We start from the raw sequence: 21,302 nt of genomic DNA, 5'->3' as shown, positions 1-21,302 counted from the left end.
ACAGCTTTGCGATCTGGAGGAAACCCATGCGGCTGACGTCGCTGCTGGTCGGCTTTGTTGCGGCTGTCTTGGCCACCACCGCTTGGGCGCAGGACGTCTGGGTCAGCGACAAGCGCACGCCGGGCGCGTTCGCCATCGCCGGCGCCGAGATCCTCCATGCCGAAGGCGACTTCCCCGTCGTCGGCCTGGCCGCCGGCGACCTGCGGGACGACTTGGGCGCGGTCCTCGGCAAGGCCCCTTCCCTCTCCACCGGCAAGCCGAGCGGCAAGACCGCCATCATCGTCGGGACGCTGGGCAGGAACCCGCTGATCGACGGCCTGGTGCGCGACAGCAAGCTTGATGTCGGCGACCTCTCCGGCGCCTGGGAAAGCTTCGTAATCGCCGTGGTCGACAAGCCCGCGCCCGGCCTCGACAAGGCCCTGGTGATCGTCGGCAGCGACCGACGGGGCGCGGCCTTCGGCGTCTATGAACTGAGCCGCGCGGCCGGCGTCTCGCCGTGGACCTGGTGGGCGGACGTCAAGCCGCAGCGCAGAAAGGCGCTGTATGTCGCCGCCGATGCGCGCCGCTTCGGCCCGCCGTCGGTGAAGTATCGCGGGATCTTCATCAATGACGAGGATTGGGGCCTTCAGCCCTGGGCGGCCAAGACCTTCGACCCGGCCTATGGCGACATCGGACCCAAGACCTACGAGAAGGTGTTCCAACTGCTGCTGCGGCTGAAGGCCAATACCCTGTGGCCGGCCATGCACGAGGTGACCAAACCCTTCAACGCCGACCCGGCCAACGCGGCCCTGGCCGACCGCTGGGGGATCGTCATGGGCTCGTCCCACGCCGAACCGATGCTGCGCAACAATGTCGGCGAGTGGAAGGCCGGGGCCGAGGCGTTCAACTACGCGGCCAATCCGGGCGGCGTGCTCGACTACTGGCGCGAGCGGGCCAAGACCAACGGCAAGTACGAGAGCATCTACACCCTGGGCATGCGGGGCATCCACGACTCCGGCATGGTCGGCGGCGGCGATATCGACGGCCAGCGCGCCCTGCTGGAGAAGATCATCACCGACCAGCGCGGGCTGATCGGCCAGCATGTCGACCCGAAAGTCGAGACCGTCCCGCAGGTGTTCACCGCCTACAAGGAGGTGCTCGACATCTACCGCTCGGGCCTGAAGATTCCCGACGACGTGACCCTGGTCTGGCCGGACGACAATTTCGGCTACATCCGCCAGTTGCCGAACGCCGACGAGCGCAAGCGTCCCGGCGGCTCGGGCGTCTATTATCACCTGTCCTATCTGGGCGCGCCGCTGTCGCATCTGTGGCTGTCGACCGTGCCGCCGGCCCTGGTGATCGAGGAGATGGGCCGGGCCTACGACCTGGACGCCCGCCAGCTTTGGGTCGTGAACGTCGGCGACATCAAGCCGGCGGAACTGGGTACGCAGCTCTTTCTCGACATGGCCTGGGACGTGGACCACGTGCGGGGACTGGGCGCCCACGGCTACGAGGAGGCCTTCGCCCGCGAGACCTTCGGACCCTCGCAGGCCAGGGCGATCGCGCAAATCCTGGCCGACCACCACCAGCTGAATTTCGAGCGCAAGCCCGAGCACCTGCAATGGTTCTGGGGCAAGGGGTCGACGCCGCGATCCAGCCCGCTGTCGGTCGAGCAGGCGAACGCCCGGCTGGCGCGGTTCGACGCCCTGGTCGCCAAGCTGGACACCGAGGCCGCCAGGGTCCCCGCCGAGCAGCGCGACGCCTGGTTCGAGCTGGTGGACTATCCGGTGCGGGACGCGGCCCTGGCCAATCATCGCTTCTTCGACGCCGAGGCCTTCGACCGCTTGATCGGCGAGCGCCCGGACGAGGCCCACGCCCGCGCGGCCAAGGCCAGGGCGGCGGATGCGCAGATCGCCGCCCTCACCCGCAGGTTCAACGACGAGATCGCCGGCGGCAAGTGGCGCGGGATCATGTCGGTGGAGCCGGCCGACGGCGCCTGGACCTCGTTCCGCCAGCGGCCGTTCGCGGCCCCGGCGGCGGATGCGGCCGCGCCGCGCCTGGCGCCCTCGCCTGCCGAGGACGAAGGACTGATCGTGGTCGAGGCCGAGACGGCCGACGGCCAGGGCTGGCGGCGGATCGACGGCCTGGGACGCGGCGGGGCGTCGATGGCGGCCGGCGACGTGCGCGAGGCCTCCACCGGCGGCGCGGCGCTGGACTATGCGGTGAAACTGCCGGCCGGGGCCTGGGCTCTGGACCTCGACCTGCTGCCGACCTTCCCGCTGAACGGCCAGACGGCGCTGCGGCTGGCTGTCAGCGCCGACGGCGGCGCTCCGGTGAGCGTGGCCGCGCCGCGCAAGGTGAGCGACAAGGCCTGGGCGCAGGGCGTGACCGACGGCCGCCTGCGCGTGGGCTCGGGCCTGACGCTGTGCGGCGGCGAGCGGACGGTGCGGGTGACCTCGGTGGACCTGGGGGTGGTGCTGGACGCGCTGGTGCTACGGCCGGCAGGGGCGTGCGGGCGGTGAGGAACCTCCCCCTGTGGGGGAGGTGATCGCAAAGCGATCGGTTGGGGGGGCGGGGTTGCTGAAACGGCCAAGCGTCTCGGCAGCTGAAAAAGTCCCCCCACCGGCCTTCGGCCGCCTCCCCCAGAGGGGGAGGGTCTAGAAGCCGGCTTCGAAGTCTTCGAAGTCCTTCTCCAGCCGCCATTGCATCGCGGCCTTGAGGTTCTTGTTCAGGAACACGTCGCAGGCCGGACCGGGCTTGGCGCATTCGGTGGAGCCGCGCAGGCTCTTGCCCGGCAGGAAGGCGTATTCCAGGCTGTCGCGAGCCATGGCCTTGAGGTCGGGATAGCGCAGGCCGTGCTCGGCGGCGGCGCGGACGTACTCATTGGTCAGGTCGATGCGCGAGACGCCCTCGTCGTCGGTGGACAGCACCACCGGAACTCCGGCCTGGCGGTAGAGCGATAGCGGGTGGTCTGCGCCCTTGACGCCCAGGATGACGTCGTTGCTGGTCAGGTTGATCTCTACGGCGATCTTGTCACGGGCCATCTGCTTGAGCAGGCCCGGCGCGTCGTGCTCGTAGGCGATGTCGACGCCGTGGCCGATGCGCTTGGCGCCGGCCACCATGACGGCCTGGTTGATGTGGAAGGTCAGGTCGCGCGGCGGCGTCAGGCCCAGGGTCAGCTCGCCGGCGTGCAGGGCCATCGGAACCTTGGGGTAGCGGCCCGACAGGTACTTCATCATCTTCATGTGCAGGGCGTAGTCGCCGAGCGAGACCGGGTGGTCCTCGGGATTGACGATGTTGACTCCGACGAAGCGCGGGTCGGCGTCGACCAGGGCGAAGGCGGCGGCCATCTGGGCGAACACGAAGCCGGCCGGCTGGGCGCGTTCGACGAAGGGCTGGAAGCGCACCTCTACGGCGCAGGGACCGGCGGTTCCGCTGTTCTGCGCGCAGTCCAGGCGCTTGTCGGCTTCGGCCAGGGCCGCGTCCATCTCCTTGCGCGAGGCCTCGACCATGGCCGGCAGGCCGGGCGCGAAGGCGGCGTAGGTCTTGGCGAAGTCGCCGTTCCAGCGGCCGGCCTCGCGCTCGGCGAAGGCGCGCATGGCGTTGGGATTGGCCGAGCTCTCGACATAGGAGACGCGGTCCTGGGCGGCGTATTCGCGGGTGACGGCGACCATCGGCCCGATATTGGGCACGGCGGCGGCGGCGAAGCGCTCGAAGGTCGAGAAGAACTGGTCGTGGCCCGAGGCGGCGGCGTGATCGGCGCCGCGGTCGTAGTTGCGCACCGACAGGCTGTCGATCACCCGGTTGTAGAGCGCCGGGTCGCGGCGGGCGAGGCCGGCGGCGGGAACCGTGGCCTTGCCGTCGCAAGGACCTCCGGTCAGGGCCGGCGGCGTCGCGGTCGAGACGCATAGACCGCCCTCGCCCGCCCAGGCGACGAAGTCCTCGGCGTAGGGCGCGCCCCACAGATGGTTGTGCAGGTCGCCGCCCTTGGGCATGGCCTGCAGGAAGAGCCGCAGCTTGGCCTTGTCGCCGGCCGCGGCGTCGAAGGCGGCCGATGCGCGCGCCTCGGCGTCGGACGGGGCGGCCTGGGCGGACGAGAGCGTCAACAGCCCGGCCGCCATGATCAGTCCGCTGGTCAGAAACCACTTTCGCGCGCGCATCGTCCGCCCCCAGATCCTTTCCGCCTACCCACGATGATTTGCGTCATTTGGCAAATCTTGGAGAGCGGAAAGGGTCGCAGGAGAAGCGGCGGATCAGACCTCAAGCAGCGGGAAGCGCTCGGCCGCCTTGGCGTTGGTGGTCGAGCCTTCCGCCCCGCCCTCGGCCAGGGCGGCGACGCCGATGCCCAGCAGCCAGCCGGTCAGCATCAGGCCCAGACCCGAGTTGAAGGCCTCCAGCGCCTCGCGCACCGGCTCCATGCCCGGCTTGGTCAGGTCGAAGTCGGCCTGGCCGACGGCGCCGCCGGTGATGCTGCTGGTCCAGCCCGACGAGGCGGCGTCGTTCTCGTGGATCACGAAGCCGTCGTCATGGGCGGCGTCGAGGGCGTAGCCGCTGCCGCCGAGGGTGACCGAGAAGTCGCCCTTGGTCTGCTCGCTGACCCCGTCGATGACGATCGCCTGGTCGCCCTTCGTGACCACCACCTGCTCGGCGTAGGTCATGTTATTCCACTTCGAGGTCTCGGTGTTGATCGTGATCTTCGTGCCGTTCTCGAGCTGGAAGGTCGTCGTGCCCCAGAAGTCGCCGATGTGCTCGCCGTTGTAGCTGACGTGCGGGTCGCCCCAGACGCGGGTGGCGTTGCCGTCGGCGTCGCGGACGATGATCTCGGAATTGGCCTCGTTGATCGACAGGGTGTAGCCGTCGCCGATGTCGATCTCGGCCTTGCCCTCGCCGGGCATGCTGGCGGTGAACGGCTGCTGGGCGGGGGCGGGCTGGAACAGCCCGGCGACCATCGCGCCCAGGGTGAACTGCATGGCGCCGAAGGTCTTCAGCGATTGGCCCAGGCCCGCGCCCACGCCGGTGAGGATCGCCGCGTTGAGCGCCGTGTTCAAGGCGCCGTTGATGGTGGTCATCGCTCCTACCCCTGCTCGATCGGATAGCCGCCGGTTGCGGCCTGCGACGAAAGGTGGCGCCAAGCGGGGCGGTCCAGATAGCTGGGGCGTATCCCATCAGGGAAAACCCTAGGTCGCGCTACGCGCGCCCCCTCCGGCCCTTCGGGCCACCTCCCCCAGAGGGGGAGGATCTTGGCGCTCTAGATGCTCCCCCTCTGGGGGAGCTGTCGCGAAGCGACTGAGGGGGTCAGCCCTTCCCGTCCAGCCCCCGCAGCACCTGCAGGATCACCGTCGGCCGGGCGCCGATCTCGTTGAGCAGCAACTGGACGAGGCCGGTCAGCATGGCCAGGACCACCGCCGTGGCGATCCACGACTTGATGGCCAGGCCCAGGGAGAAGACGTTGAGCTGCGGGGCGTAGCGGTTGATCAGGCCAAGGCCGCCGTCGACCAAGTAGAGCACGATCAGCGCCGGGGTCGCCAGCATGACGGCCATCACCATCAGCCGCGAGAACTCGCCCTCGAACAGCGACAGGCTGCGCAGGGACAGGACCGGGGTCAGGCTGCCGATCGGCCACACCGCGTAGCTGTCGAGGATCACCCCGACCATCAGCAGGAGGCCGCCCGAGAACATGAAGACGAAGTTGGCCAGGCGGCTGAGGAACTCTCCGGTCAGCGAGGTCTGGTGGCCGCTCAAGGGGTCGACGACCTGGGCGATGGTGGCGCCGACCTTGGCGTCGATGATCTGGCCGGCCGCCTCCAGGGCCCACAGCATGGTCCCGAAGAAAAAGCCGATGACCAGGCCCACCAGGGCCTCCTTGGCGAAGATCATGATCCACTGGACCGTCGGCAGCTCCATCTGGGCTAGCTGGGGCTGAAGCGTGATGACGATGATCCCGAAGGCCAGGAAGATCGAGTTGCGCACCAGGGCTGGCACGGTCTCGGGCGACAGCAGCGGCAGCAGCATGAAGGCCGCCGCCACCCGGGTCGCGCCGACGGCCAGGATCAGGGTGTTCTCGAAGATCGCCCCGAGCCAGTCGGGCGCTCCGGTCATGCGCTCCTCTTCATCGGCGGACCATGGCCGGGAACTCGGTGAACACCCGGTCGCCGAAGCGATAGAGCGTGCCGCCCAGCAGGCTGGCGGTGACGAAGATCGTCAGCACGATGGCGAAGAACTTGGCCGCATATTGCAGGGTCTGCTCCTGCAGCTGGGTGGCCGACTGGATGACCGCCACGAAGAGGCCCACCAGCGAGGCGGCGACGATCGGTGGGGCCGACAGGATCAGCACCAGCCAGAGGGCCTGGTTGACGAGTTCGATGGCCTGGGCGTTCAGCATGGCGCGGCCCCCGTCACGTGTAGGACAGCACGAGGCCGTGCGAGAGCTTCACCCAGCCGTCGATCAGCACGAACAGCAAGAGCTTGAACGGCAGCGACACCGTCGTCGGCGACAGCATCATCATGCCCATGGCCAGGAGGATGTTGGAGACCACGAGATCGATGATCAGGAACGGCAGGAAGATCAGGAAGCCGATCTGGAAGGCCGCGGCCAGCTCAGACACGGTGAAGGCCGGGACGACGACGATGAAGTCGCGCTGGGTCAAGGCGCGGGCCTTTTCCGGGCCGTTGATGCGCTGGGCGGTCTTCAGGAAGAAGGCCCGCTCGCGGGGCGTGGAATGCTTGATCAGGAACTCGCGCAGCGGCTCCTTGGCCTTGTCGGCATAGGTGAACAGGGCCTGGGTGTCGCTGCTGACGGCGGCGATCGGCTTCACGTCCTGGTTGGCGGCGGCCATCTGCTGGCCGACGGGGTACATGACGTAGAGGGTCAGGATCAGGGCCAGGCCGTTGAGCACGATGTTGGGCGGCACCTGCTGCAGGCCCAGCGCATTGCGCAGCAGGCTGAGCGTGACGACGATCTTGGTGAACGAGGTGACCATCACCGCCACGAACGGCGCCAGCGCCAGAAGGATGACGGTGATGAGGGCCGAGCCCGGCGAGAATTGCGTCAGGTCCATCGCGGTTCAGCCCTCGCCGCCTATGGTCTCGACCAGCACGCCCCAGGCCTCGCCGACGGGGACGAGGCGGCCGCGGGCGATGGCGCGTTCGCCGGCCAGCAGCACGGCGGGGGCGTCCTCGCGCGGGCCGGCCAGCACGACCGTGGAGCCGGGGCGCAGTCCTGCCAGCTCTGACAGCGGCAGGCTGGCCTCGCCCAGCAGCACCTTCAGCGGCACGGGCAGGTCGGCGGGGGCGACGGGCGCGGCGTCAGGCGCCGAGTCCTCGGTCGGGGCGACGGCGATGTCGAGCGGCGGGGTCATGGCGCTCTCCTCGATGGCGTTGAGCGTGAAGCGACTATGGGAAAACTCGAACCGCCCGACGAGGCGGCGATCGAACAGGGTCAGGGCGGCCAGGCCCGGGCGCGAGGCTGACAGCGGGGTCAGGACGATGTCGCCAGGACGAAGCGCGGCGGCGGTCGTCGCCGGCAGCTCGGGTCCGTCGAGCACCAGCGGCCCGGTCGCGGGCACGGCCAGGTGCGCGCCGGGCGCCCACGGATCGAAGATCGGCTGCGGCCAGGCGCGGGCGATCTCGGGGTCGACGGCAAGGACAAGGTGGGCGAAGGGCGCGCCATCCTGCGCCTCGACGGCGATCGACAGGGCCAGCAGACCGTCCGGCGCCTGCGCCTCGACACCCAGCGGCAACAGGCTCTCGGTGGTGGCGGCCTCGATGGCGGCCAGCACGGGCTCGACGCGGTCGAGGGCGACCAGCAGTTCGGCGTCGTCGGCCGGGGTGAAGACGGCGTCGGACAGGTCGCGGATGGCGAGGCGAAGGCTCGGCTCGTCTTCGCCGAACAAGATCCAAGGCCCCACGCCGGCCTCGGCGTCGAGGGCGACGCGGGTGACGAGGCCGGGCGCGCGCAGGGCCGCCAGCACCGCCAGGGCGTGGTTGCGGGCGACGAGATCGGAAAGGTCGGCGGCGACGGGCGAAGCGCCCTCCCCCGCCTGGAGATCGAGGGAGGCGCTCATGCGTCGTCGTCCACGGTTGCGGTGACGGCCATGCGCACCAGCCGGGTCAGGCTGGTCGCCTCCATCTTGGTCATGATCCGCGAGCGGTGCAGCTCGACGGTCTTGGGACTGATGCCCAGGTCGTAGGCGATGACCTTGTTGACCTTGCCGGCCACGACCAGGGCCATGACCTCGCGCTCGCGCTCGGTGAGGCCGGAAAGGCGGCGGGCATAGGACTCCTGGCCGGGGGTCTGGACGGGTCGAGCCTGGGCGAAGGCGCGCTCCAGGGCGGCCTCGAGCGCGGCCTCCTGGAACGGCTTTTCCAGGAAGGTGATCGCCCCCTTCTGCATGGCCTCGACCGCCAGGGGCACGTCGCCGTGGCCGGTCATGAAGATCACCGGCCGCTCGCAGCCCCGGGCCTTGAGCGCGTCGAGCAGCTCCAGGCCCGACATGTCGGGCATGCGCACGTCGAGCAGCAGGCAGGCGTCGGGCGGCGGGTCGCCGGCGTCGAGGAAGGCCCGCGCGCCGTCGAAGGTGGAGACGGCGTAGCCCAGGCTTTCCAGCCACCAGGCGGCGGACTGGCGGAACTCGCCGTGGTCGTCGACCAGGCAGACCGCGCCCAGGGCGCTGGGCTCGGGTGTCGGGATAGAGGGGGTGGTCATGGCTCCTCCTGGCGCGCCACGGGCAGCGCGATGTGGAATACGGTCCCCCCCTCGGGATCCGGGGCGTGCCAGAGACGCCCGCGATGCAGTTCGACAATGGATCGGCAGATCCCCAGGCCCACGCCCATGCCGCCGGGCTTGGTCGAGAAGAACGGCGAAAACATCCGCCCTTCCGCCCCCGCCTCGACGCCCGGGCCGCTGTCGGCGACGGTCAGTTCGATCATGCGGTCGCTGCCCTCCATCGGCGCGGCGACGATGGTCAGGCGGCGGGGCCCTGGCCGGCCGCGCATGGCGTCCAGACCGTTGCGGGCGAGGTTGACCAGCACCTGCTGGATCATCACCGCGTCGCCCAGCACCGGCGGCAGGGTCGAAAACTGGGCCCGGGCTGCGACCTTGTCGCGGGCGATCTCCCAGTCGAGGAGATCCAGCGTGGCGCGCACTAGTCGCGGCAGGTCCAGCGGCTCGACCTGGGGCTGGCGCTGCTCGACGAAGGAGCGCATCCGCTGGATGACGCCCGAAGCGTAGAGGGCCTGCTCGGCGGCGCGGTCGAGGGCCTCGACGCCCTCCTGCGTCGACAGCGCCCCGCGCGACAGCCGCGCCTTTAGCCCGCGAGCGATATTGGCGATCGAGCCGATCGGCTGGTTCAGTTCGTGGGCGATCATAGTCGCCATCTCGCCCACCGACATGACGCGCGAGGTCAGGAGCAGGCGCTCGCGATCGGCCAGGCGCCGGCCTTCCGCCTCTTGGCGCTCGGCGGCGCTGGACAGGATCAGGCAGATGCGGCCGTCGCCGTGCGCGGCCCGGGCCTCGAAGGCCTGGCCGTCGAGATCCAGCGGAATGAGGCCCCCCTCCCCGCGCCGCGCCGCCTCGACCGCCGCCAGCAGGCCGCCGGCCGGAACCTGGCCGGGCCGCAGGTCCGGGGTCAGCCGCGCGAAGGCCGGCGCGCGCCAGGCCAGGCGCGGCGCGGCGGCGTCCTCGAAGGCGGCGACGGCCAGGCCCAGGACGTCCAGCGCCTCGGCCTCGGGCGATTGCGACAGGAGCGCGGCCAGGCCGGTCATGCGACACACGGGCTGGCTAGGGAAAACCCGACTGGCGGGCGCGCGTTGTCTTTCGTATCGAGAGACTGAAGGAGCTCGCCATGTCCGCCAGCCGTATCGACGCCCCGTCCGTCTCCGGCGTCTGGAGCCACGGTCTTTCCGGGATTTCCCCGGCCGGCGAGCCCTCGCGCGCCCAGTCTTTCGGCGACTTCTCCGGCTTCTCGCGCCACGACGGCCGCATCGGCCTTTCCGGCGCCGCGCGCGACCTGGACGACACCGCCCGCGCCGTCGCCGACCGCCTGACCGACACCCGCGACAACGGCTTGTTCTGACACCGGGGCGTTTTCCGGTCTGATTGCATCAGAGCGGAGCCCCAGTCTTTTGTTTTGGCGCATTTTCTTCACGCGAACCGGTATCCACTTCGCTCGAAAATGCTCTAGCCTCCCGGCGTGAACGCCGACCGCATCCTCAAGTCCGAGCCCGACTGGTTCGGCGCCGCCCAGGCGCTGGTCGAGGGCCTGCGGGGCCAGGCCAGCCTGGACCGCCGCGTCGACGTGCTGGAGCGCGTCTGCACCGACCTGGGCGATGCGCTGTATCCGGGTTTCGCCAAGCTCTTGGCCGCCGTGGCCCATTTCGGCGAGCCAGAGGTCAAGGCGTTGGTCGCCGACGCCCTGGCCCAGGCTCTGCTGACCGCCCGCCTGCCCGCGGCCCGCGTGCCGGCCTGGGGCGCAGGGGGCTTTTCGGGTCTCGCGGGCGGCGGACCGCTGCTCAGCAACAGCCGCAAGGTCGGGCCGTTGGAGTTCCTGTGCGTCTGGCTGGTACGCGACATCGCCGACGCGCCGCTGGACGCCGAAGCCTTCGAGACGGCGGCGACCTACCTGCTGGACCTGGTCGGCGCCTCGCCCAAGGCGAGCGCGCTCTACATCGACAAGCTGCGCGCCGATGCGGCCGACCCGACCGAGGGCCTGCACAACGCCCAGAGCCGCCGGCTGATCGAGGTGCTGGCCGAGCGCTGGGCCGCGGGGGATCCGCCCGCCGAGGTCGCCCGCGCCGTGGCTCGCGCGGCGGAGGCCGATCGGGGCGTGGGACGGTTCGGGCTGCCGTTGCGGTGAGCGCGAACGCTCCGGCTCGGAGCCACTCCCCATAGATCCCGTCATTCCCGCCCTTGTGGCGGGAACCCCTCTATCGGCCGCAGATGCGAATGGGGCGGCGTGCTGAGCACGCCGCTTGCAACGCCCGTGCGAGCGGAACCAGGGGTTCCCGCCACAAGGGCGGGAATGACGGGAGTGATTGGAGTGACGGGGAGAGGCGCGCACGCTCAACGCACCCTCCGGATCAGGCTTTCCGGGTCCAGACCGTCGTCGGCCTCGACGAAGAGGTCCGCCAGCGCCAAGCCGCGCACTTCCAGGCGCTTGCGCAGGGTCTCCAGGGCCTTGGTCAGTTCGGGCGTGGCGTCGGGACGCGCGGCCAGGGTCAGGGACAGCGAACCGTCGGGGGCGCGCGACAGGCCAAGGCCGGTCAGCAGCGAGGCCTTGTCGGCCACCCCCAGGGCCAACGCCTTGCGGTCGCCGCCGGAGGCCAGCCAGGCCTTGTCCATGGCGGCGGTGAAGGCCTCGATGTCGGCCACGGTAGCGCCAGGCGACGACACGGGGGCTTCGACCGCATTGCCACCGGACTTCGCCAAGGCCGACAGCGCGTCGACGCCGCTGGCCTCCTGGCCGCCGGCAACGTCCTGGAAGTCGCGGGCCGGGCCCAGCAGGGCCGACAGGTCGACCTTGCCGTCGTCCTCGTCACGCTCGGTCTCCTTGTCGCGCTCGGCGCGGCCGGTCTGGCGAAACAGCGGCTCGCGGCGCTCGGCGGCCTGCTGCAACAGCGCCTGGAACTCCGACCCGCGCCAGGGCGTGGGCGGCTCGCTCGAACCACGCGGGCTCGAGGTGTTGGGACGCTCGGCGGCGGCGTTGTCGCGGATGGTGGTCATCGGAAGCTCCTGAAGGCGCCGGCGTCCTCGATCTCGAGCTGCTCGCGGGCCTCGCGGTCGGCGGCGACCAGGGCGCGGGCGTGGTCGAGGCGACCGTTCATGGCGTCGAAGCGGCCCTGGGCGCGGGCCAGGGCCTGGATGGCGGCGGCCAGGTCCTCGCGGGCCAGGTCCAGCGCCACGGCCTCCTGGTCGCGCAGGCGCTGGTCGGCGTCGCGGGCCACGGCGATCGCCTCGCGCCGGGCCAAGGCGGCCTCGACCAGATGGGCCGCGCCCGACAGGCCGCCGGCGAACCAGTCGTCGAGCCGGGCCTTGGCGACGTCGTGGGCGGCGATGAGGCGGTCGCGGACCTCCAGGGCCTCGACAACGTCGGCCACCTTGCGACGGGCCTCGGCGGCTTCGCGCATGGCCTTTTCCACCCGGCGCTCACGAAGCTTCACCACCGGAACCAGGGCCTGGACCTGGGCGCGGGCGGTCATGCGGCGGTCTCCGCCAGCGCCGCCAGGGCCTCGTCGAAGGCGACGGCGTCGTGCGCGCCCTGGCGTAGCAGTTCGGTGATGCGCGGCCGGCGGGCGATGGCCTCGTCGGCCAGAATGTCGCCGCCGGACTTGTATTCGCCGATCTGAAGCAGGAACTCGATCTCGGCGTACTTGGCCATCCAGCCGCGCACCTTCATGGCGGCCGCCTGCTGCTCGGGCGAAGCGACGCGGGGATAGACCCGGCTGAGGCTGGCGGCGACGTCGATGGCCGGATAGTGCCCAGCCTGGCCGAGCTTGCGGGACAGGTAGATGTGGCCGTCGAGGATCGAACGGACCTCCTCGCCGACCGGATCGCCGCCCTCCTCGTCCTCGATCAGCACGGTGTAGAAGGCGGTTATCGCCCCGCCCTCTATCGAACCCGCCCTCTCAAAGAGCCGTGGCAGCTCGGCGAAGACCGACGGCGGAAAGCCCCGGCGCACGGCCGGCTCGCCCACCGACAGGCCGATTTCTCGCAAGGCGCGGGCGAAGCGGGTGACGCTGTCCATCTGGAGCATCACGCGGCGGCCTTCGGCCCGGAACCCCTCGGCGATGGCGGTGGCCACGTGGGCGGCGCGCACCCGTTCCATGGCCGGGCGGTCGGAGGTCGAGACGATGACCACCGAGCGGGCCAGTCCCTCCGGACCCAGGCAGTCGTCGAGGAACTCGCGCACCTCGCGGCCGCGCTCGCCGATCAGGGCGATGACGTTGACGTCGCTGCGGGCGTGGCGGGCGAACATGCCGAGCAAGGTCGACTTGCCGCCGCCGGCCATGGCGAACAGGCCCACGCGCTGGCCCTCGCCGGTGGTCAGCAGGGCGTCGACGCAGCGCACCCCCGTGGCGAACGGCCGGGCGATCGGCGGACGGGCCAACGGATTGGGGGCCTCGCCATAGACCGGGTATGGACGCAGCAGGCCGGTGATGGGCCCCAGGCCGTCGAACGGCTCGCCATGAGCGTCGAGGACGCGGCCCAGCAGCCCCTGCCCCACCCCGATCTCGCTGCGGCGGGGGCCGGCCACGACCTCGGCGTCGACGGCCACGCCCTCCAGGCGCGACAGCGGGGTCAGGATCGCCGCCCCGCCGTCGAGGCCGACGACCTGGGCTTTCACGACATTGCCGCCGGAGCGGTCGACGATTTCGCACTCCTGGCCGATGCGGACGTCCAGGCCGGTGGCGCGAACGGTGGTGCCGAAGGCCTGGGCGACGCGGCCGCGCCGCTCGACCGTGCGGGCGCCGCGCAGCGCGTCGCGCAGACGCTCGTCGCTCGAGCGTTCAGAAGGCGGGGCGTCGAAGCTCATGCCGCGGCCTCGCCGGCCGGAACGGCGAACACCGCCTCCAGGGCCCGCAGCTGGGTCTCAAGCCCGGCGTGGGTGCGGCCCGAGGGGGTGTCGAGCACGCAGTCGCCGGCCGCCACGTCGGCGTCGGCCACCACCTCGATGCGGGCGTCGATCGACCACAGGCGGCGGGTGACCGCGCCGGCGGCCTCGGGGGCGACACGGACGCGGATCGGCTCTTCGGGCAGGAGGTCGCGGGCGGCCTGCTCGGCCAGGGCGGCCAGCACCTCGTCGGGGGCCAGGCCCGCGGCGATGCGGCGGACGATGTCCAGCGCCAGGGCGCCGGCGCTGGCGCGCAGGCGGTCGCGCTCGACCTGAAGGGCGGCGTGGACGCCGGCCAGCACCTGGGCGGTCTCGCGGGCGGCGGCTGCGGTTCCCTCGGCGTGGCCCTGGGCGAAGCCGTCGCGCAGGGCGGCCTCGCGGGTCGCCTGGCGCAGGGCGTCGAGGGCGGCGGTCAGCTCGGCCGCGTCGCGCACGGCGCCGACGTCCTCGCGGCGGATCACCGGCTGGTCGGTCAGGAGCGCGCCCGAGGGGCCGGAAGACAGGAGCAGATAGGTCATGCGGCGGCCTCCAGCGCGCCGGCCTCGAAGGCCATGAAGAGCCCGCGCCCGGCGTGCGCCGCGCCAAGGCCCCGGTCAGGATCGATCGCCAGCGGGGCGACCGCAAAGAGTTCGGCTAGACGGGCGACGGCGGCCGGACGGCGCCCGACCTCGGCCAGCAGCACGCCGGCGCCGAGGGCGGAAAAGGCCTCGTCGTCGGCCAGCGCGCCTTCCGCCTGCGGGATCGCCGCCACCAGGCCGGGCGGCGAGGCCAGGACTGCGTCCAGAGCCGGTTCGCCGATCCGGCGGGCTACGCGGGCCAGGCACTTGCCGTCGATCGTGCGGCGCAGGATCTCGGTGCAGGCGGCGGCCGCGGCGAAGTCGGCCAGGCGCGCGCGGCGCTCGGCCGGCCAGGCGGCCCAGTCGGGCGCGGCGGCGATGTCGGCGAAGGCCAGCGGAGCGTCGGCGCGGCCGCTCAGCCGCCGCGCCAGCCGCGCCGCGCGCGGACCGACCGGCGCGGGAACGCCGATCGCGCCCAGCAGGCGGGCCTGGGCGACCAGGCGCTGGCGGTCGGCGCGGGCGTTCATGCGACAGGCGTCCCGGGCTCGGCCAGGGGCTTCAGCTTGCGGCGCGGCTTGCCCCGGCTGGTGCGGCTGAAGACATAGGCCCCCACCCCGCCAATGGCGGCGAGGATGGCGACGGCCGGCATGGTGAAGGAGCGGATCGGCGAGGCCGGGGTCGCGACCATCACCGGCTTGGCCGGGAACATCACCACGGTCACCTTGTCGTAGGGCAGGCCCTCGATGGAGTTGGTGACCAGCGCCTTGATCGATCCCACCTGGCCGGAGAGGTCGACGTCGGGGTTGTGGCGGATGAACACCGAGGCCGAGGACGGCTTCTGCTGCTCGGCCAGCGGGTCGGCTTCGGGCACGGCGATGTGCACCCGCGCCTGCACCACGCCGTCGATCGACGAGATGGTCTGGCTGAGCTCCTGCGACAGGCCGTACATCAGCCGGGCCCGCTGCTCCATCGGCGAGGAGACGAAGCCCTCCTTCTTGAAGACCTCGCCCAGGCTCTCGAACTTGTCGCGCGGATAGCCCTGGTCGTGCAGCACGGCGACGGCCGACGAGAACTGCTCGGCGCGGGTCTTCAGCGCCCAGACCTTGCCGTCCTTGCTGCTCTTCGAGGCGGCGACATTGGCGTTCTGCAGCACGGCGACCATCTCGTTGGCCTCGCGCTCGGTGAGCCCGCCGTAGAGCTCCTTCTCGGCGCAGGCCGAAAGGCCCAGGGCCGCGGCGACCAGCACGGCGGGCAGGATCTTGCGCATGGCCGCCACCCTAGGCTTGCTGCCGGAACAGCTGCTGCAGGCCGTCGGACGTGCGGTTGGCGATGTTCGAGGTCAGCTGGCAGTTGAACATGAACTCGTGGCACTGGACGGTCAGGCCGATCATCTCGCCGGGCGTGATCGCCGCGCCCTTGGCCTCGGCTGCCTTGGCGTGGGCGGCCAGGTTCGAGGCCTGGCTGTTGACGAACTCCAGCTGGTTGAAGACGCCCTTCATGGCCGGGGCCAGGGCCTCGGGACCGCCGAGCCCCGCCACCTGCGAGGCGCCGGCGGTGTGCAGGGCGTTCTGGAACTGGACGGCGTCGGTGAGGCTGGCGCCGTAGCCGACCTGGGCCACCTGCGGCGCGGCTTCCTGGGGCATGGCCAGGGCGGCGGCCGAAACGGGATCGAAGGACATGGCGTCCTCTCCTGAAAGACGCGCTTAGTTCTTGCGGGCCATGGTTTCGAGGGCGCGGCCGACGCTGTCGACCGAGGTGGACTCCGAGTTGGCCATGAAGTTCATGCGCAGGCTCTCGGCGGTCAGCTGGGCCATGACCGAGGGCTTGTCCTCGCCGCCGGGGCCGATCTGGTCGGACAGTTCGGTGATCTTCACGGCCTGGGCGTCGAGCACCTGGCCCCACGCATGCGCCATCGCCTCGAACCAGCTGCCGGGGCGGTTCTTGTTGTTGGAGCCGGCCAGGCTGGGCGCGACGGAGGCGCTGCTGAAGCCGGAAATGCTGCTGTCGGACATGGTCGCTTCTCCTCTTATCGGGTTGGATTTTCAGAACATCAGGCGGGTGGTGGCGCCGTCCTTCTCGACGACGACGGCCTGGCTCTCGACGCCGACGATGCGGTCGCCAGTGGGCAGTGTGGAGCCGGCGAAGTAGCGGGCGCCGTCGGCGGTGGCGACGTAGCCGGCCTCGCCGCCGACCACCGCCACGACGCGCTTGCCGGGGCCCTGGTCGAACACCGCGCCGAAGCGGTCGCCGCCGGCGGCGCGGGCGACGTCGAGGTCGCGCAGGCCCTTGACGTCGTGCAGGGCGATCTTCTCGACCTTGGCCACCTCGTCCGACGGACCGGTGACCTGCACCCGCACGCGGCCCAGGCCGTTCGGACGGGCGGTGGCGGCCAGGCCGTTGGCCTGGAAGACGTCCTCGACATTCTGGGCCAGGCCCTCGCTGGTGACGACCTCGACCCGGGCGGGCAGCTCGCGCGAACTGACCAGGCGAGCCAGGCGCGCCTTCTCGGCGTCGCGGTTCAGCACCCCGGCGATGACCAGCTTGCCGTTGGCCTCGGGCTGTACGGCCAGGGCGCCGTAGCCCTCCTGGCGCAGCAGGGCGTGGACCTTGGAGGGGCTGGCCTCCTGGCCGCCGAAGCGGGGCACGTTGGCCACCGCGTAGGTGACGCAGGCCAGGGCCGCGCCGAACACCAGGGCCGGCACGAGATGCGGCGTGGAGCCGACCACCTGGACGCCGCGATCGAGCGTGCGGCGCAGCAGGCTGCGGCCGTCCTCGAAGAGGTCGCCCTCCTCCACCGCCGGCGCGACGGGCTCGGCAGGGCCCGAGGCCGCCAAGAGGCGCTCGGCCTCGCGCCAGCGGGGGCTTTCCTCGACGCCGAGGGCCAGGGCGTTGTCGCCGACGATCAGCGGCACGTAGCAGGGCAGCACCGCCCGGGCCGGGGCCTCCAGCCGGTGGCCGAGCATCTCGACCTGGCCGGACACGACCTCGATCTCGGCGGACTCCTCGCCGGCGGTCAGGCGGACACGGACGCCCCTGGCGCTGGGGTCGCGCAGGACGATGTCGGCGTCGAAGCCGTGGCCGAGCTCGGCGCTTTCGCCGGCCGGCAGCGGCAGGACGGCGCCGGCGACGCGGCCGCACAGCACCTTGACGACCAGCGCCTCGGACGGCGTGGCGGCGGGGATTTCGGTCGGTTCGTCGGACAGCAGGGCTTGATCGGTCATGGGCCTAGCTCGGATTGGGGATGGGTTTCATCGTGCCGTAGGGTTCCTGCGCCGGGGGCGGCGCGGGCGGCAGCGGCTGGGCGGGTCCGCGCGGGGCCGACTTCGGCGGCGGCTTGCGATCGGACGGCAGCTTGGGAGCGGCCGGCAGCGGCGCGTTCTCGAACCCGGATGCGGGCGCGTCGTAGCGCAGGCCCGCCTGGGTGGTGGAGCGCGGCGCGGCGACCGAGGCCAGGCGCGGGGTGATCAGGAACATCCGCTCGATGCGGCCGCTGCTGCGCGACTGCACCTTGAACAGGTTGCCCAGCACCGGGATGTTGCCCAGCACCGGGATCTTCTGCGCGCCGGTGGTGTCGGACTGCACGGTCATGCCGCCCAGCAAAAGGCTTTGCCCTTCCTGGATCAGGGCCTGGGTGTTGAGCGCGGCGCGGCGGACGACGGGGATGTTGTCGACGCTGGCGTTGGTCAGCGAGCCGTCCTCGATGGTCACCAGCATGCGGATCCGGGTCTGGGTCCCGTCGCGGGTGACGTGCGGGGTGACGCGCAGGGTGGTGCCGGCGGTGACATTGAAGAGGTCCACGTCGCGCTCGCCGGCCAGGCGGACATAGAAGTCGCGGCTGTTCTCGAACACCGCCTCGACGTTCGACAGCGTCACGATCTGCGGCCGCGAGACGACGCGGGCGACGCCTTCCGTCTCCAGGGCGTTGAGGCGGGCGGCGAAGTAGTCGCCGTTGCCGATGATCGTCGAGGCGACGAGGCCCGTCGCCGACTTGGGCGAGGTGTTGCCGCGCACCAGATTGCCATCCTCCAGGCCGGCTGGCGCGTCGGGGCCGCGGCCGAACTGGATGCCGCCGTTGCCGTCGTCGAAGCGCCAATTGACGCCCAGGTCGCGGGCCTTGGTGGTGTCGATGTCGATGATCGCCGCCTCGACCTCGAGCAGCTGCGGCTCGACATCGAGGGCGCGGACCAGTTCCTCGTAGGCCGACATGCGCTCGGCCACGTCCCGGACGATGACGGCGTTGAGGCGGCTGTCGGCCTGCACCCGGATCGGGTTCTGCGGCGAGTAGACGCCGGTCTGCTCGTTGGCCAGCGGCGTGCCCAGGGTCTCCTGGCCGCCGTAGAAGGCGCCGCCGGCGTTGGGCGTGCCCAGCGTCGCCAGGCCTTGGCCGCGCAGGCCCTGGACGGCGGCGGGGATCGGGGTCTCGCTGCGGGCGGCAGCCCCGGCCCGCTCGTTGAGGTCGGAACTGACCAGCGAGCGGATGATCGAGGCCACGCCCGGAATGGTCACCTGCTTGGCGCCCACGGTCAGGTTCACGTCGTCGGCCCAGCCGTAGCGCAGGTAGAAGACCCGGTACTGCAAGGTCGGCGAGACCGCCTCGGCCTGCACCCCGCCCCGCGCCAGCTCGTCGACCTGTTGCAGGAAGCGCGGCGCGCCTGTGGCCACCAGCATGTCGCCGGTGGCGCGCAGGGTGTTGCGATTGTCGAGCAGGCCAAGCTGCCGCGCGGCCCGGTCGACCCGCCGCGAGGCCGAGCCCGAGATCGGGAAGCTGCGGCTGGACAGCTGGGCGGCGGTGTAAACATAGGCCGCACCGCCGTCGTAATAGGTGACGAGGTCGAAGGCCTTGGCGATGTCGGCGTCGATCTTGGCGGCCGGGCCGCGGAACACGCCGTTGATGGTGCCGGTGACCTGCGAGGAGATCACCACCGGCACGCCGATCTGGTTGTAGAAGTTCTGCAGGAACTGGGCGATCGGCTGTTCGCGCGCGGTCAGGTCGACGCTGCGCGCGCCCAGCGGGACCTCGCCAGCCTGGACCTGGGGCGCCGTCGCGGCCAGGGCGGCGGCGACCGCCGCGGCCACGCCCATCCGGGCGGCGCGGCGAACAGCAGTTCTATCCTTCGGAAGCGACATTCTGTCTCCGGGTTCAGGCGGCCGCGGACTCGGGCGGCGGCGGGTCGGGATCGTTGGGCACTACGGTCAGGGGCTCGCGCGGGAAGGCCACGCGGCCGGCCACGTCCAGCCGCAGGGTCGGCAGCAGTTCGTGGAAGGACAGGACGCCCAGGTCGAAGGCGTGGGCCTCGATCAGCTTGCGCACGTGCCGGCGCAGGTCGATCGCGGCCAGGACGACGGTGGCGCCGGTCTCCTCGACCTTGGCCAGCAGGGCGTCGGTGACACGGCGGCTCATCTCGGGATCCAGCGCCAGCTGCTGGGCGCCGCCGCCGGTGCGGATGGCCTCGCGCAGGTGCTGTTCAAGCGCCGGCTCCAGCACCACCGCGCGAAGTTCGCCGTCGGGAGCGTAGCGGTGGCTGATCTGGCGGCGCAGGGCGACGCGGGCGAACTCGGTCAGGGCCAGCGGATCCTTCTCGCGCTGACCGGCGTCGGCCAGGGCCTCGAGGATGTCGCGCTGATTGCGCAGCGGCACCTCTTCCTCGGCCAGGCGGCGCATGACCTCGGCGATACGGGCCAGAGGCAGGGCGCGGGCGGCTTCCTTGACCACCTCGGGATATTCAGCCCCGGCGCGGGTCAGGAGGTTGCTGGCCTCCTGGATGCCGACGAACAGGCCGGCGTTGCGGCGCAGGGCCTGGCGCACAGCGTCTTGCAATTCGGAGAGGTCAGCCGGATGGGCCAGTTCGCCGGCGCCGATCGGGGCCTCGAAGGCCAGCAGCCGCCAGCGCGGGCCGCCTGCGCCCTCGCCGTAGTGGAACGAGGCGCGCGGCAGGGCCACGCCCAGGCGCAGCTCGAACTCTTCCAGCACCTCCTCCAGGCCCCGGGTCATGACGGCGGCCTCGTGGCGGCGCACGGCCTCGCCGTCGAGTTCCAGCAGCAGCGGCACCACGGGCTGGGTCTCGGTGGCCTTGGTGCGGGCGGCGGCGGGCGAGGCCTTGGCCTCATCGGCGGCGGCGCGGCCCGGCGCGATCTTGCGGGTCAGGCGGGCGCGCATGTCGGCGTCGACCAGGGCGCCGGTGACGATGGCCACGCCGCCCAGCAGTAGAAACACGATCACCGGGAAGCCGGGCACCAGGGCCATCAGCCAGCAGATGCCGCCGGCCACCAGGAACACGCGGGGCTTGGCCGCGAACTGCCGGCGCATGGCGTCGCCCAGATGGGTCTCGCTGTCCTCGTCGGTGGTGCGGGTGACGATCAGGCCGGCGGCCATGGCGCCCAGCAGCGCCGGGATCTGGGTGACCATGCCGTCGCCGATGGTCAGGATCGAGTACTTGTGGATCGCCGAGCCGAAGTCGAGGCCCTGTTGCAGCATGCCGATGGCCAGGCCGCCCAAGAGGTTGATGACCACGATGATGATGCTGGCGATGGCGTCGCCTTTGACGAACTTCATCGCGCCGTCGAGACTGCCGTGGAGCTTGCTCTCCATCTCCAGCACGCGCCGGCGGCGCTTGGCCTCGTCCTTGTCGATCATGCCCGAGCGCAGGTCGCTGTCGATCGACAGCTGCTTGCCCGGCATGGCGTCGAGGCTGAAGCGCGCGGCCACCTCGGCCACCCGCTCGGCGCCCTTCGCGATGACGATGAACTGCACGACGGTAATGATCAGGAACACCACCAGGCCGACCACCAGGTTGCCGCCGGCGACCATGGTCCCGAAGGTGTCGATGATGTGCCCGGCGTGGCCCTCGATCAGGATCATCCGGGTCGTGGCGATCGACAGCGCCAGCCGGTAGAGCGTGGTGATCAGCAGGAGGCTCGGGAACACCGAGAACTCGACGATCGTCGAGATGTAGATGGCGATCAGCAGCAGCATGACGCCGAAGCAGATGTTGACCGCCACCAGGGCGTCGAGCGCCAGGGCCGGCAGCGGCAGGATCATCAGGGCGACGATCGCCACGACGCCGGCCACCAGGAAAAGGTCGCTGAAACGCGCCATGACGCCTTGGCGCGGACGCCTTTGCAGGCGCTTGAGATAGCCTTCGACGCTCATGGGGAATGG

General features: G+C 71.3%; 22 protein-coding genes. 3 read left to right on the top strand and 19 right to left on the bottom strand.

The genetic code is table 11. From position 1 onward, the window contains the following. Nucleotides 1-26 precede the first annotated feature (26 nt). Nucleotides 27-2,501 (top strand): glycosyl hydrolase 115 family protein, encoded by a 2,475-nt coding sequence (locus tag SGCZBJ_RS07915; RefSeq protein WP_101717479.1) that lies wholly within the window; start codon nucleotides 27-29, stop codon nucleotides 2,499-2,501. Between the two features lie 135 nt (nucleotides 2,502-2,636). Here SGCZBJ_RS07915 and SGCZBJ_RS07910 read toward each other — a convergent pair whose 3' ends face one another. The 8 genes from SGCZBJ_RS07910 to SGCZBJ_RS07870 form a co-directional block, all read right to left on the bottom strand. Then, complete coding sequence (locus tag SGCZBJ_RS07910; RefSeq protein ID WP_101717478.1) at nucleotides 2,637-4,139, bottom strand: adenosine deaminase family protein; 1,503 nt, start codon at nucleotides 4,137-4,139, stop codon at nucleotides 2,637-2,639. 93 nt (nucleotides 4,140-4,232) lie between these two features. Next, nucleotides 4,233-5,048 (bottom strand): DUF1521 domain-containing protein, encoded by an 816-nt coding sequence (locus SGCZBJ_RS07905; RefSeq protein WP_101717477.1) that lies wholly within the window; start codon nucleotides 5,046-5,048, stop codon nucleotides 4,233-4,235. Nucleotides 5,049-5,274: 226 nt separating this feature from the next. Beyond that, a complete protein-coding gene (sctT, locus tag SGCZBJ_RS07895) occupies nucleotides 5,275-6,078 on the bottom strand; it encodes a type III secretion system export apparatus subunit SctT (RefSeq protein ID WP_101717476.1) in 804 nt (267 codons plus the stop codon). 10 nt (nucleotides 6,079-6,088) lie between these two features. Then, nucleotides 6,089-6,361 carry a type III secretion system export apparatus subunit SctS gene (gene sctS, locus SGCZBJ_RS07890; protein ID WP_058348272.1) on the bottom strand — a complete coding sequence of 91 codons (273 nt, stop codon included), beginning with the start codon at nucleotides 6,359-6,361 and terminating at the stop codon, nucleotides 6,089-6,091. Between the two features lie 13 nt (nucleotides 6,362-6,374). Then, nucleotides 6,375-7,037 (bottom strand): type III secretion system export apparatus subunit SctR, encoded by a 663-nt coding sequence (sctR, locus tag SGCZBJ_RS07885; protein ID WP_058348271.1) that lies wholly within the window; start codon nucleotides 7,035-7,037, stop codon nucleotides 6,375-6,377. A gap of 6 nt (nucleotides 7,038-7,043) precedes the next feature. Then, nucleotides 7,044-8,042: a FliM/FliN family flagellar motor switch protein gene (locus tag SGCZBJ_RS07880; protein WP_101717475.1), complete on the bottom strand. Its 999-nt coding sequence runs from the start codon at nucleotides 8,040-8,042 to the stop codon at nucleotides 7,044-7,046. Next, nucleotides 8,039-8,683: a response regulator transcription factor gene (locus tag SGCZBJ_RS07875; RefSeq protein ID WP_101717474.1), complete on the bottom strand. Its 645-nt coding sequence runs from the start codon at nucleotides 8,681-8,683 to the stop codon at nucleotides 8,039-8,041. The genes SGCZBJ_RS07880 and SGCZBJ_RS07875 overlap by 4 nt, the downstream gene beginning before the upstream one ends. Further along, nucleotides 8,680-9,741, bottom strand: coding sequence for a sensor histidine kinase (locus SGCZBJ_RS07870; protein WP_101717473.1), 1,062 nt, complete (start codon nucleotides 9,739-9,741; stop codon nucleotides 8,680-8,682). Before SGCZBJ_RS07870 ends, SGCZBJ_RS07875 begins: the two co-directional genes overlap by 4 nt. Before the next feature lie 80 nt (nucleotides 9,742-9,821). On the opposite strand from SGCZBJ_RS07870, the gene SGCZBJ_RS07865 reads away from it, so the two are divergent. Continuing rightward, nucleotides 9,822-10,052, top strand: a complete 231-nt coding sequence (locus SGCZBJ_RS07865; protein ID WP_101717472.1) for a hypothetical protein — start codon at nucleotides 9,822-9,824, stop codon at nucleotides 10,050-10,052. 117 nt (nucleotides 10,053-10,169) lie between these two features. Next, nucleotides 10,170-10,832: a hypothetical protein gene (locus SGCZBJ_RS07860; RefSeq protein WP_101717471.1), complete on the top strand. Its 663-nt coding sequence runs from the start codon at nucleotides 10,170-10,172 to the stop codon at nucleotides 10,830-10,832. A 206-nt stretch (nucleotides 10,833-11,038) separates the two neighbouring features. On the opposite strand, the gene SGCZBJ_RS07855 is transcribed toward SGCZBJ_RS07860, so the two are convergent. From SGCZBJ_RS07855 to SGCZBJ_RS07805, 11 genes are read right to left on the bottom strand one after another with little or no spacing between them, the layout of a single operon-like run. Next, on the bottom strand, nucleotides 11,039-11,698 hold the full coding sequence (locus tag SGCZBJ_RS07855; protein ID WP_101717470.1) for a hypothetical protein: 660 nt from the start codon (nucleotides 11,696-11,698) through the stop codon (nucleotides 11,039-11,041). Further along, nucleotides 11,695-12,174: a hypothetical protein gene (locus SGCZBJ_RS07850; protein ID WP_101717469.1), complete on the bottom strand. Its 480-nt coding sequence runs from the start codon at nucleotides 12,172-12,174 to the stop codon at nucleotides 11,695-11,697. The genes SGCZBJ_RS07855 and SGCZBJ_RS07850 overlap by 4 nt, the downstream gene beginning before the upstream one ends. Next, nucleotides 12,171-13,508 (bottom strand): FliI/YscN family ATPase, encoded by a 1,338-nt coding sequence (locus SGCZBJ_RS07845; protein ID WP_101717468.1) that lies wholly within the window; start codon nucleotides 13,506-13,508, stop codon nucleotides 12,171-12,173. The genes SGCZBJ_RS07850 and SGCZBJ_RS07845 overlap by 4 nt, the downstream gene beginning before the upstream one ends. Further along, a complete protein-coding gene (locus SGCZBJ_RS07840) occupies nucleotides 13,505-14,104 on the bottom strand; it encodes a FliH/SctL family protein (protein ID WP_101717467.1) in 600 nt (199 codons plus the stop codon). The genes SGCZBJ_RS07845 and SGCZBJ_RS07840 overlap by 4 nt, the downstream gene beginning before the upstream one ends. Then, nucleotides 14,101-14,670, bottom strand: coding sequence for a hypothetical protein (locus SGCZBJ_RS07835; RefSeq protein WP_101717466.1), 570 nt, complete (start codon nucleotides 14,668-14,670; stop codon nucleotides 14,101-14,103). The genes SGCZBJ_RS07840 and SGCZBJ_RS07835 overlap by 4 nt, the downstream gene beginning before the upstream one ends. Next, complete coding sequence (gene sctJ, locus SGCZBJ_RS07830) at nucleotides 14,667-15,410, bottom strand: type III secretion system inner membrane ring lipoprotein SctJ (protein ID WP_101717527.1); 744 nt, start codon at nucleotides 15,408-15,410, stop codon at nucleotides 14,667-14,669. Before sctJ ends, SGCZBJ_RS07835 begins: the two co-directional genes overlap by 4 nt. 10 nt (nucleotides 15,411-15,420) lie before the next feature. Next, the gene (locus SGCZBJ_RS07825; protein ID WP_101712230.1) at nucleotides 15,421-15,822 is read right to left on the bottom strand and encodes a hypothetical protein; all 402 of its coding nucleotides are present in this window, start codon (nucleotides 15,820-15,822) and stop codon (nucleotides 15,421-15,423) included. Nucleotides 15,823-15,846: 24 nt separating this feature from the next. After that, entirely contained in the window at nucleotides 15,847-16,155 is a 309-nt protein-coding gene (locus tag SGCZBJ_RS07820; protein WP_101717465.1) for a hypothetical protein, read from the bottom strand. 30 nt (nucleotides 16,156-16,185) lie between these two features. Continuing rightward, nucleotides 16,186-17,364 carry a SctD/MshK family protein gene (locus SGCZBJ_RS07815; RefSeq protein ID WP_101717464.1) on the bottom strand — a complete coding sequence of 393 codons (1,179 nt, stop codon included), beginning with the start codon at nucleotides 17,362-17,364 and terminating at the stop codon, nucleotides 16,186-16,188. A 4-nt stretch (nucleotides 17,365-17,368) separates the two neighbouring features. Next, on the bottom strand, nucleotides 17,369-19,270 hold the full coding sequence (gene sctC / locus SGCZBJ_RS07810; RefSeq protein WP_101717463.1) for a type III secretion system outer membrane ring subunit SctC: 1,902 nt from the start codon (nucleotides 19,268-19,270) through the stop codon (nucleotides 17,369-17,371). Nucleotides 19,271-19,283: 13 nt separating this feature from the next. Beyond that, nucleotides 19,284-21,293: a flagellar biosynthesis protein FlhA gene (locus SGCZBJ_RS07805; protein WP_101717462.1), complete on the bottom strand. Its 2,010-nt coding sequence runs from the start codon at nucleotides 21,291-21,293 to the stop codon at nucleotides 19,284-19,286. Nucleotides 21,294-21,302: the final 9 nt, after the last annotated feature.

Source organism: Caulobacter zeae (assembly GCF_002858925.1).
Lineage (GTDB): Bacteria > Pseudomonadota > Alphaproteobacteria > Caulobacterales > Caulobacteraceae > Caulobacter > Caulobacter zeae.
Note: the sequence above shows the minus strand (reverse complement) of the source record. Positions and strands in the feature narration are given on the sequence as shown.

Bases quoted from the DNA above. Each gene is read 5' to 3' on its own strand.
- sctJ (WP_101717527.1), bottom strand. From the start codon at position 15,410: ATGCGCAAGATCCTGCCCGCCGTGCTGGTCGCCGCGGCCCTGGGCCTT.
- SGCZBJ_RS07815 (WP_101717464.1), bottom strand. From the start codon at position 17,364: ATGACCGATCAAGCCCTGCTGTCCGACGAACCGACCGAAATCCCCGCC.
- SGCZBJ_RS07865 (WP_101717472.1), top strand. From the start codon at position 9,822: ATGTCCGCCAGCCGTATCGACGCCCCGTCCGTCTCCGGCGTCTGGAGC.
- SGCZBJ_RS07850 (WP_101717469.1), bottom strand. From the start codon at position 12,174: ATGACCGCCCGCGCCCAGGTCCAGGCCCTGGTTCCGGTGGTGAAGCTT.
- sctS (WP_058348272.1), bottom strand. From the start codon at position 6,361: ATGCTGAACGCCCAGGCCATCGAACTCGTCAACCAGGCCCTCTGGCTG.
- SGCZBJ_RS07820 (WP_101717465.1), bottom strand. From the start codon at position 16,155: ATGTCCGACAGCAGCATTTCCGGCTTCAGCAGCGCCTCCGTCGCGCCC.
- sctC (WP_101717463.1), bottom strand. From the start codon at position 19,270: ATGTCGCTTCCGAAGGATAGAACTGCTGTTCGCCGCGCCGCCCGGATG.
- SGCZBJ_RS07870 (WP_101717473.1), bottom strand. From the start codon at position 9,741: ATGACCGGCCTGGCCGCGCTCCTGTCGCAATCGCCCGAGGCCGAGGCG.
- SGCZBJ_RS07845 (WP_101717468.1), bottom strand. From the start codon at position 13,508: ATGAGCTTCGACGCCCCGCCTTCTGAACGCTCGAGCGACGAGCGTCTG.
- SGCZBJ_RS07880 (WP_101717475.1), bottom strand. From the start codon at position 8,042: ATGAGCGCCTCCCTCGATCTCCAGGCGGGGGAGGGCGCTTCGCCCGTC.
- SGCZBJ_RS07805 (WP_101717462.1), bottom strand. From the start codon at position 21,293: ATGAGCGTCGAAGGCTATCTCAAGCGCCTGCAAAGGCGTCCGCGCCAA.
- sctR (WP_058348271.1), bottom strand. From the start codon at position 7,037: ATGGACCTGACGCAATTCTCGCCGGGCTCGGCCCTCATCACCGTCATC.
- sctT (WP_101717476.1), bottom strand. From the start codon at position 6,078: ATGACCGGAGCGCCCGACTGGCTCGGGGCGATCTTCGAGAACACCCTG.
- SGCZBJ_RS07825 (WP_101712230.1), bottom strand. From the start codon at position 15,822: ATGTCCTTCGATCCCGTTTCGGCCGCCGCCCTGGCCATGCCCCAGGAA.
- SGCZBJ_RS07855 (WP_101717470.1), bottom strand. From the start codon at position 11,698: ATGACCACCATCCGCGACAACGCCGCCGCCGAGCGTCCCAACACCTCG.
- SGCZBJ_RS07840 (WP_101717467.1), bottom strand. From the start codon at position 14,104: ATGACCTATCTGCTCCTGTCTTCCGGCCCCTCGGGCGCGCTCCTGACC.
- SGCZBJ_RS07910 (WP_101717478.1), bottom strand. From the start codon at position 4,139: ATGCGCGCGCGAAAGTGGTTTCTGACCAGCGGACTGATCATGGCGGCC.
- SGCZBJ_RS07875 (WP_101717474.1), bottom strand. From the start codon at position 8,683: ATGACCACCCCCTCTATCCCGACACCCGAGCCCAGCGCCCTGGGCGCG.
- SGCZBJ_RS07915 (WP_101717479.1), top strand. From the start codon at position 27: ATGCGGCTGACGTCGCTGCTGGTCGGCTTTGTTGCGGCTGTCTTGGCC.
- SGCZBJ_RS07835 (WP_101717466.1), bottom strand. From the start codon at position 14,670: ATGAACGCCCGCGCCGACCGCCAGCGCCTGGTCGCCCAGGCCCGCCTG.
- SGCZBJ_RS07905 (WP_101717477.1), bottom strand. From the start codon at position 5,048: ATGACCACCATCAACGGCGCCTTGAACACGGCGCTCAACGCGGCGATC.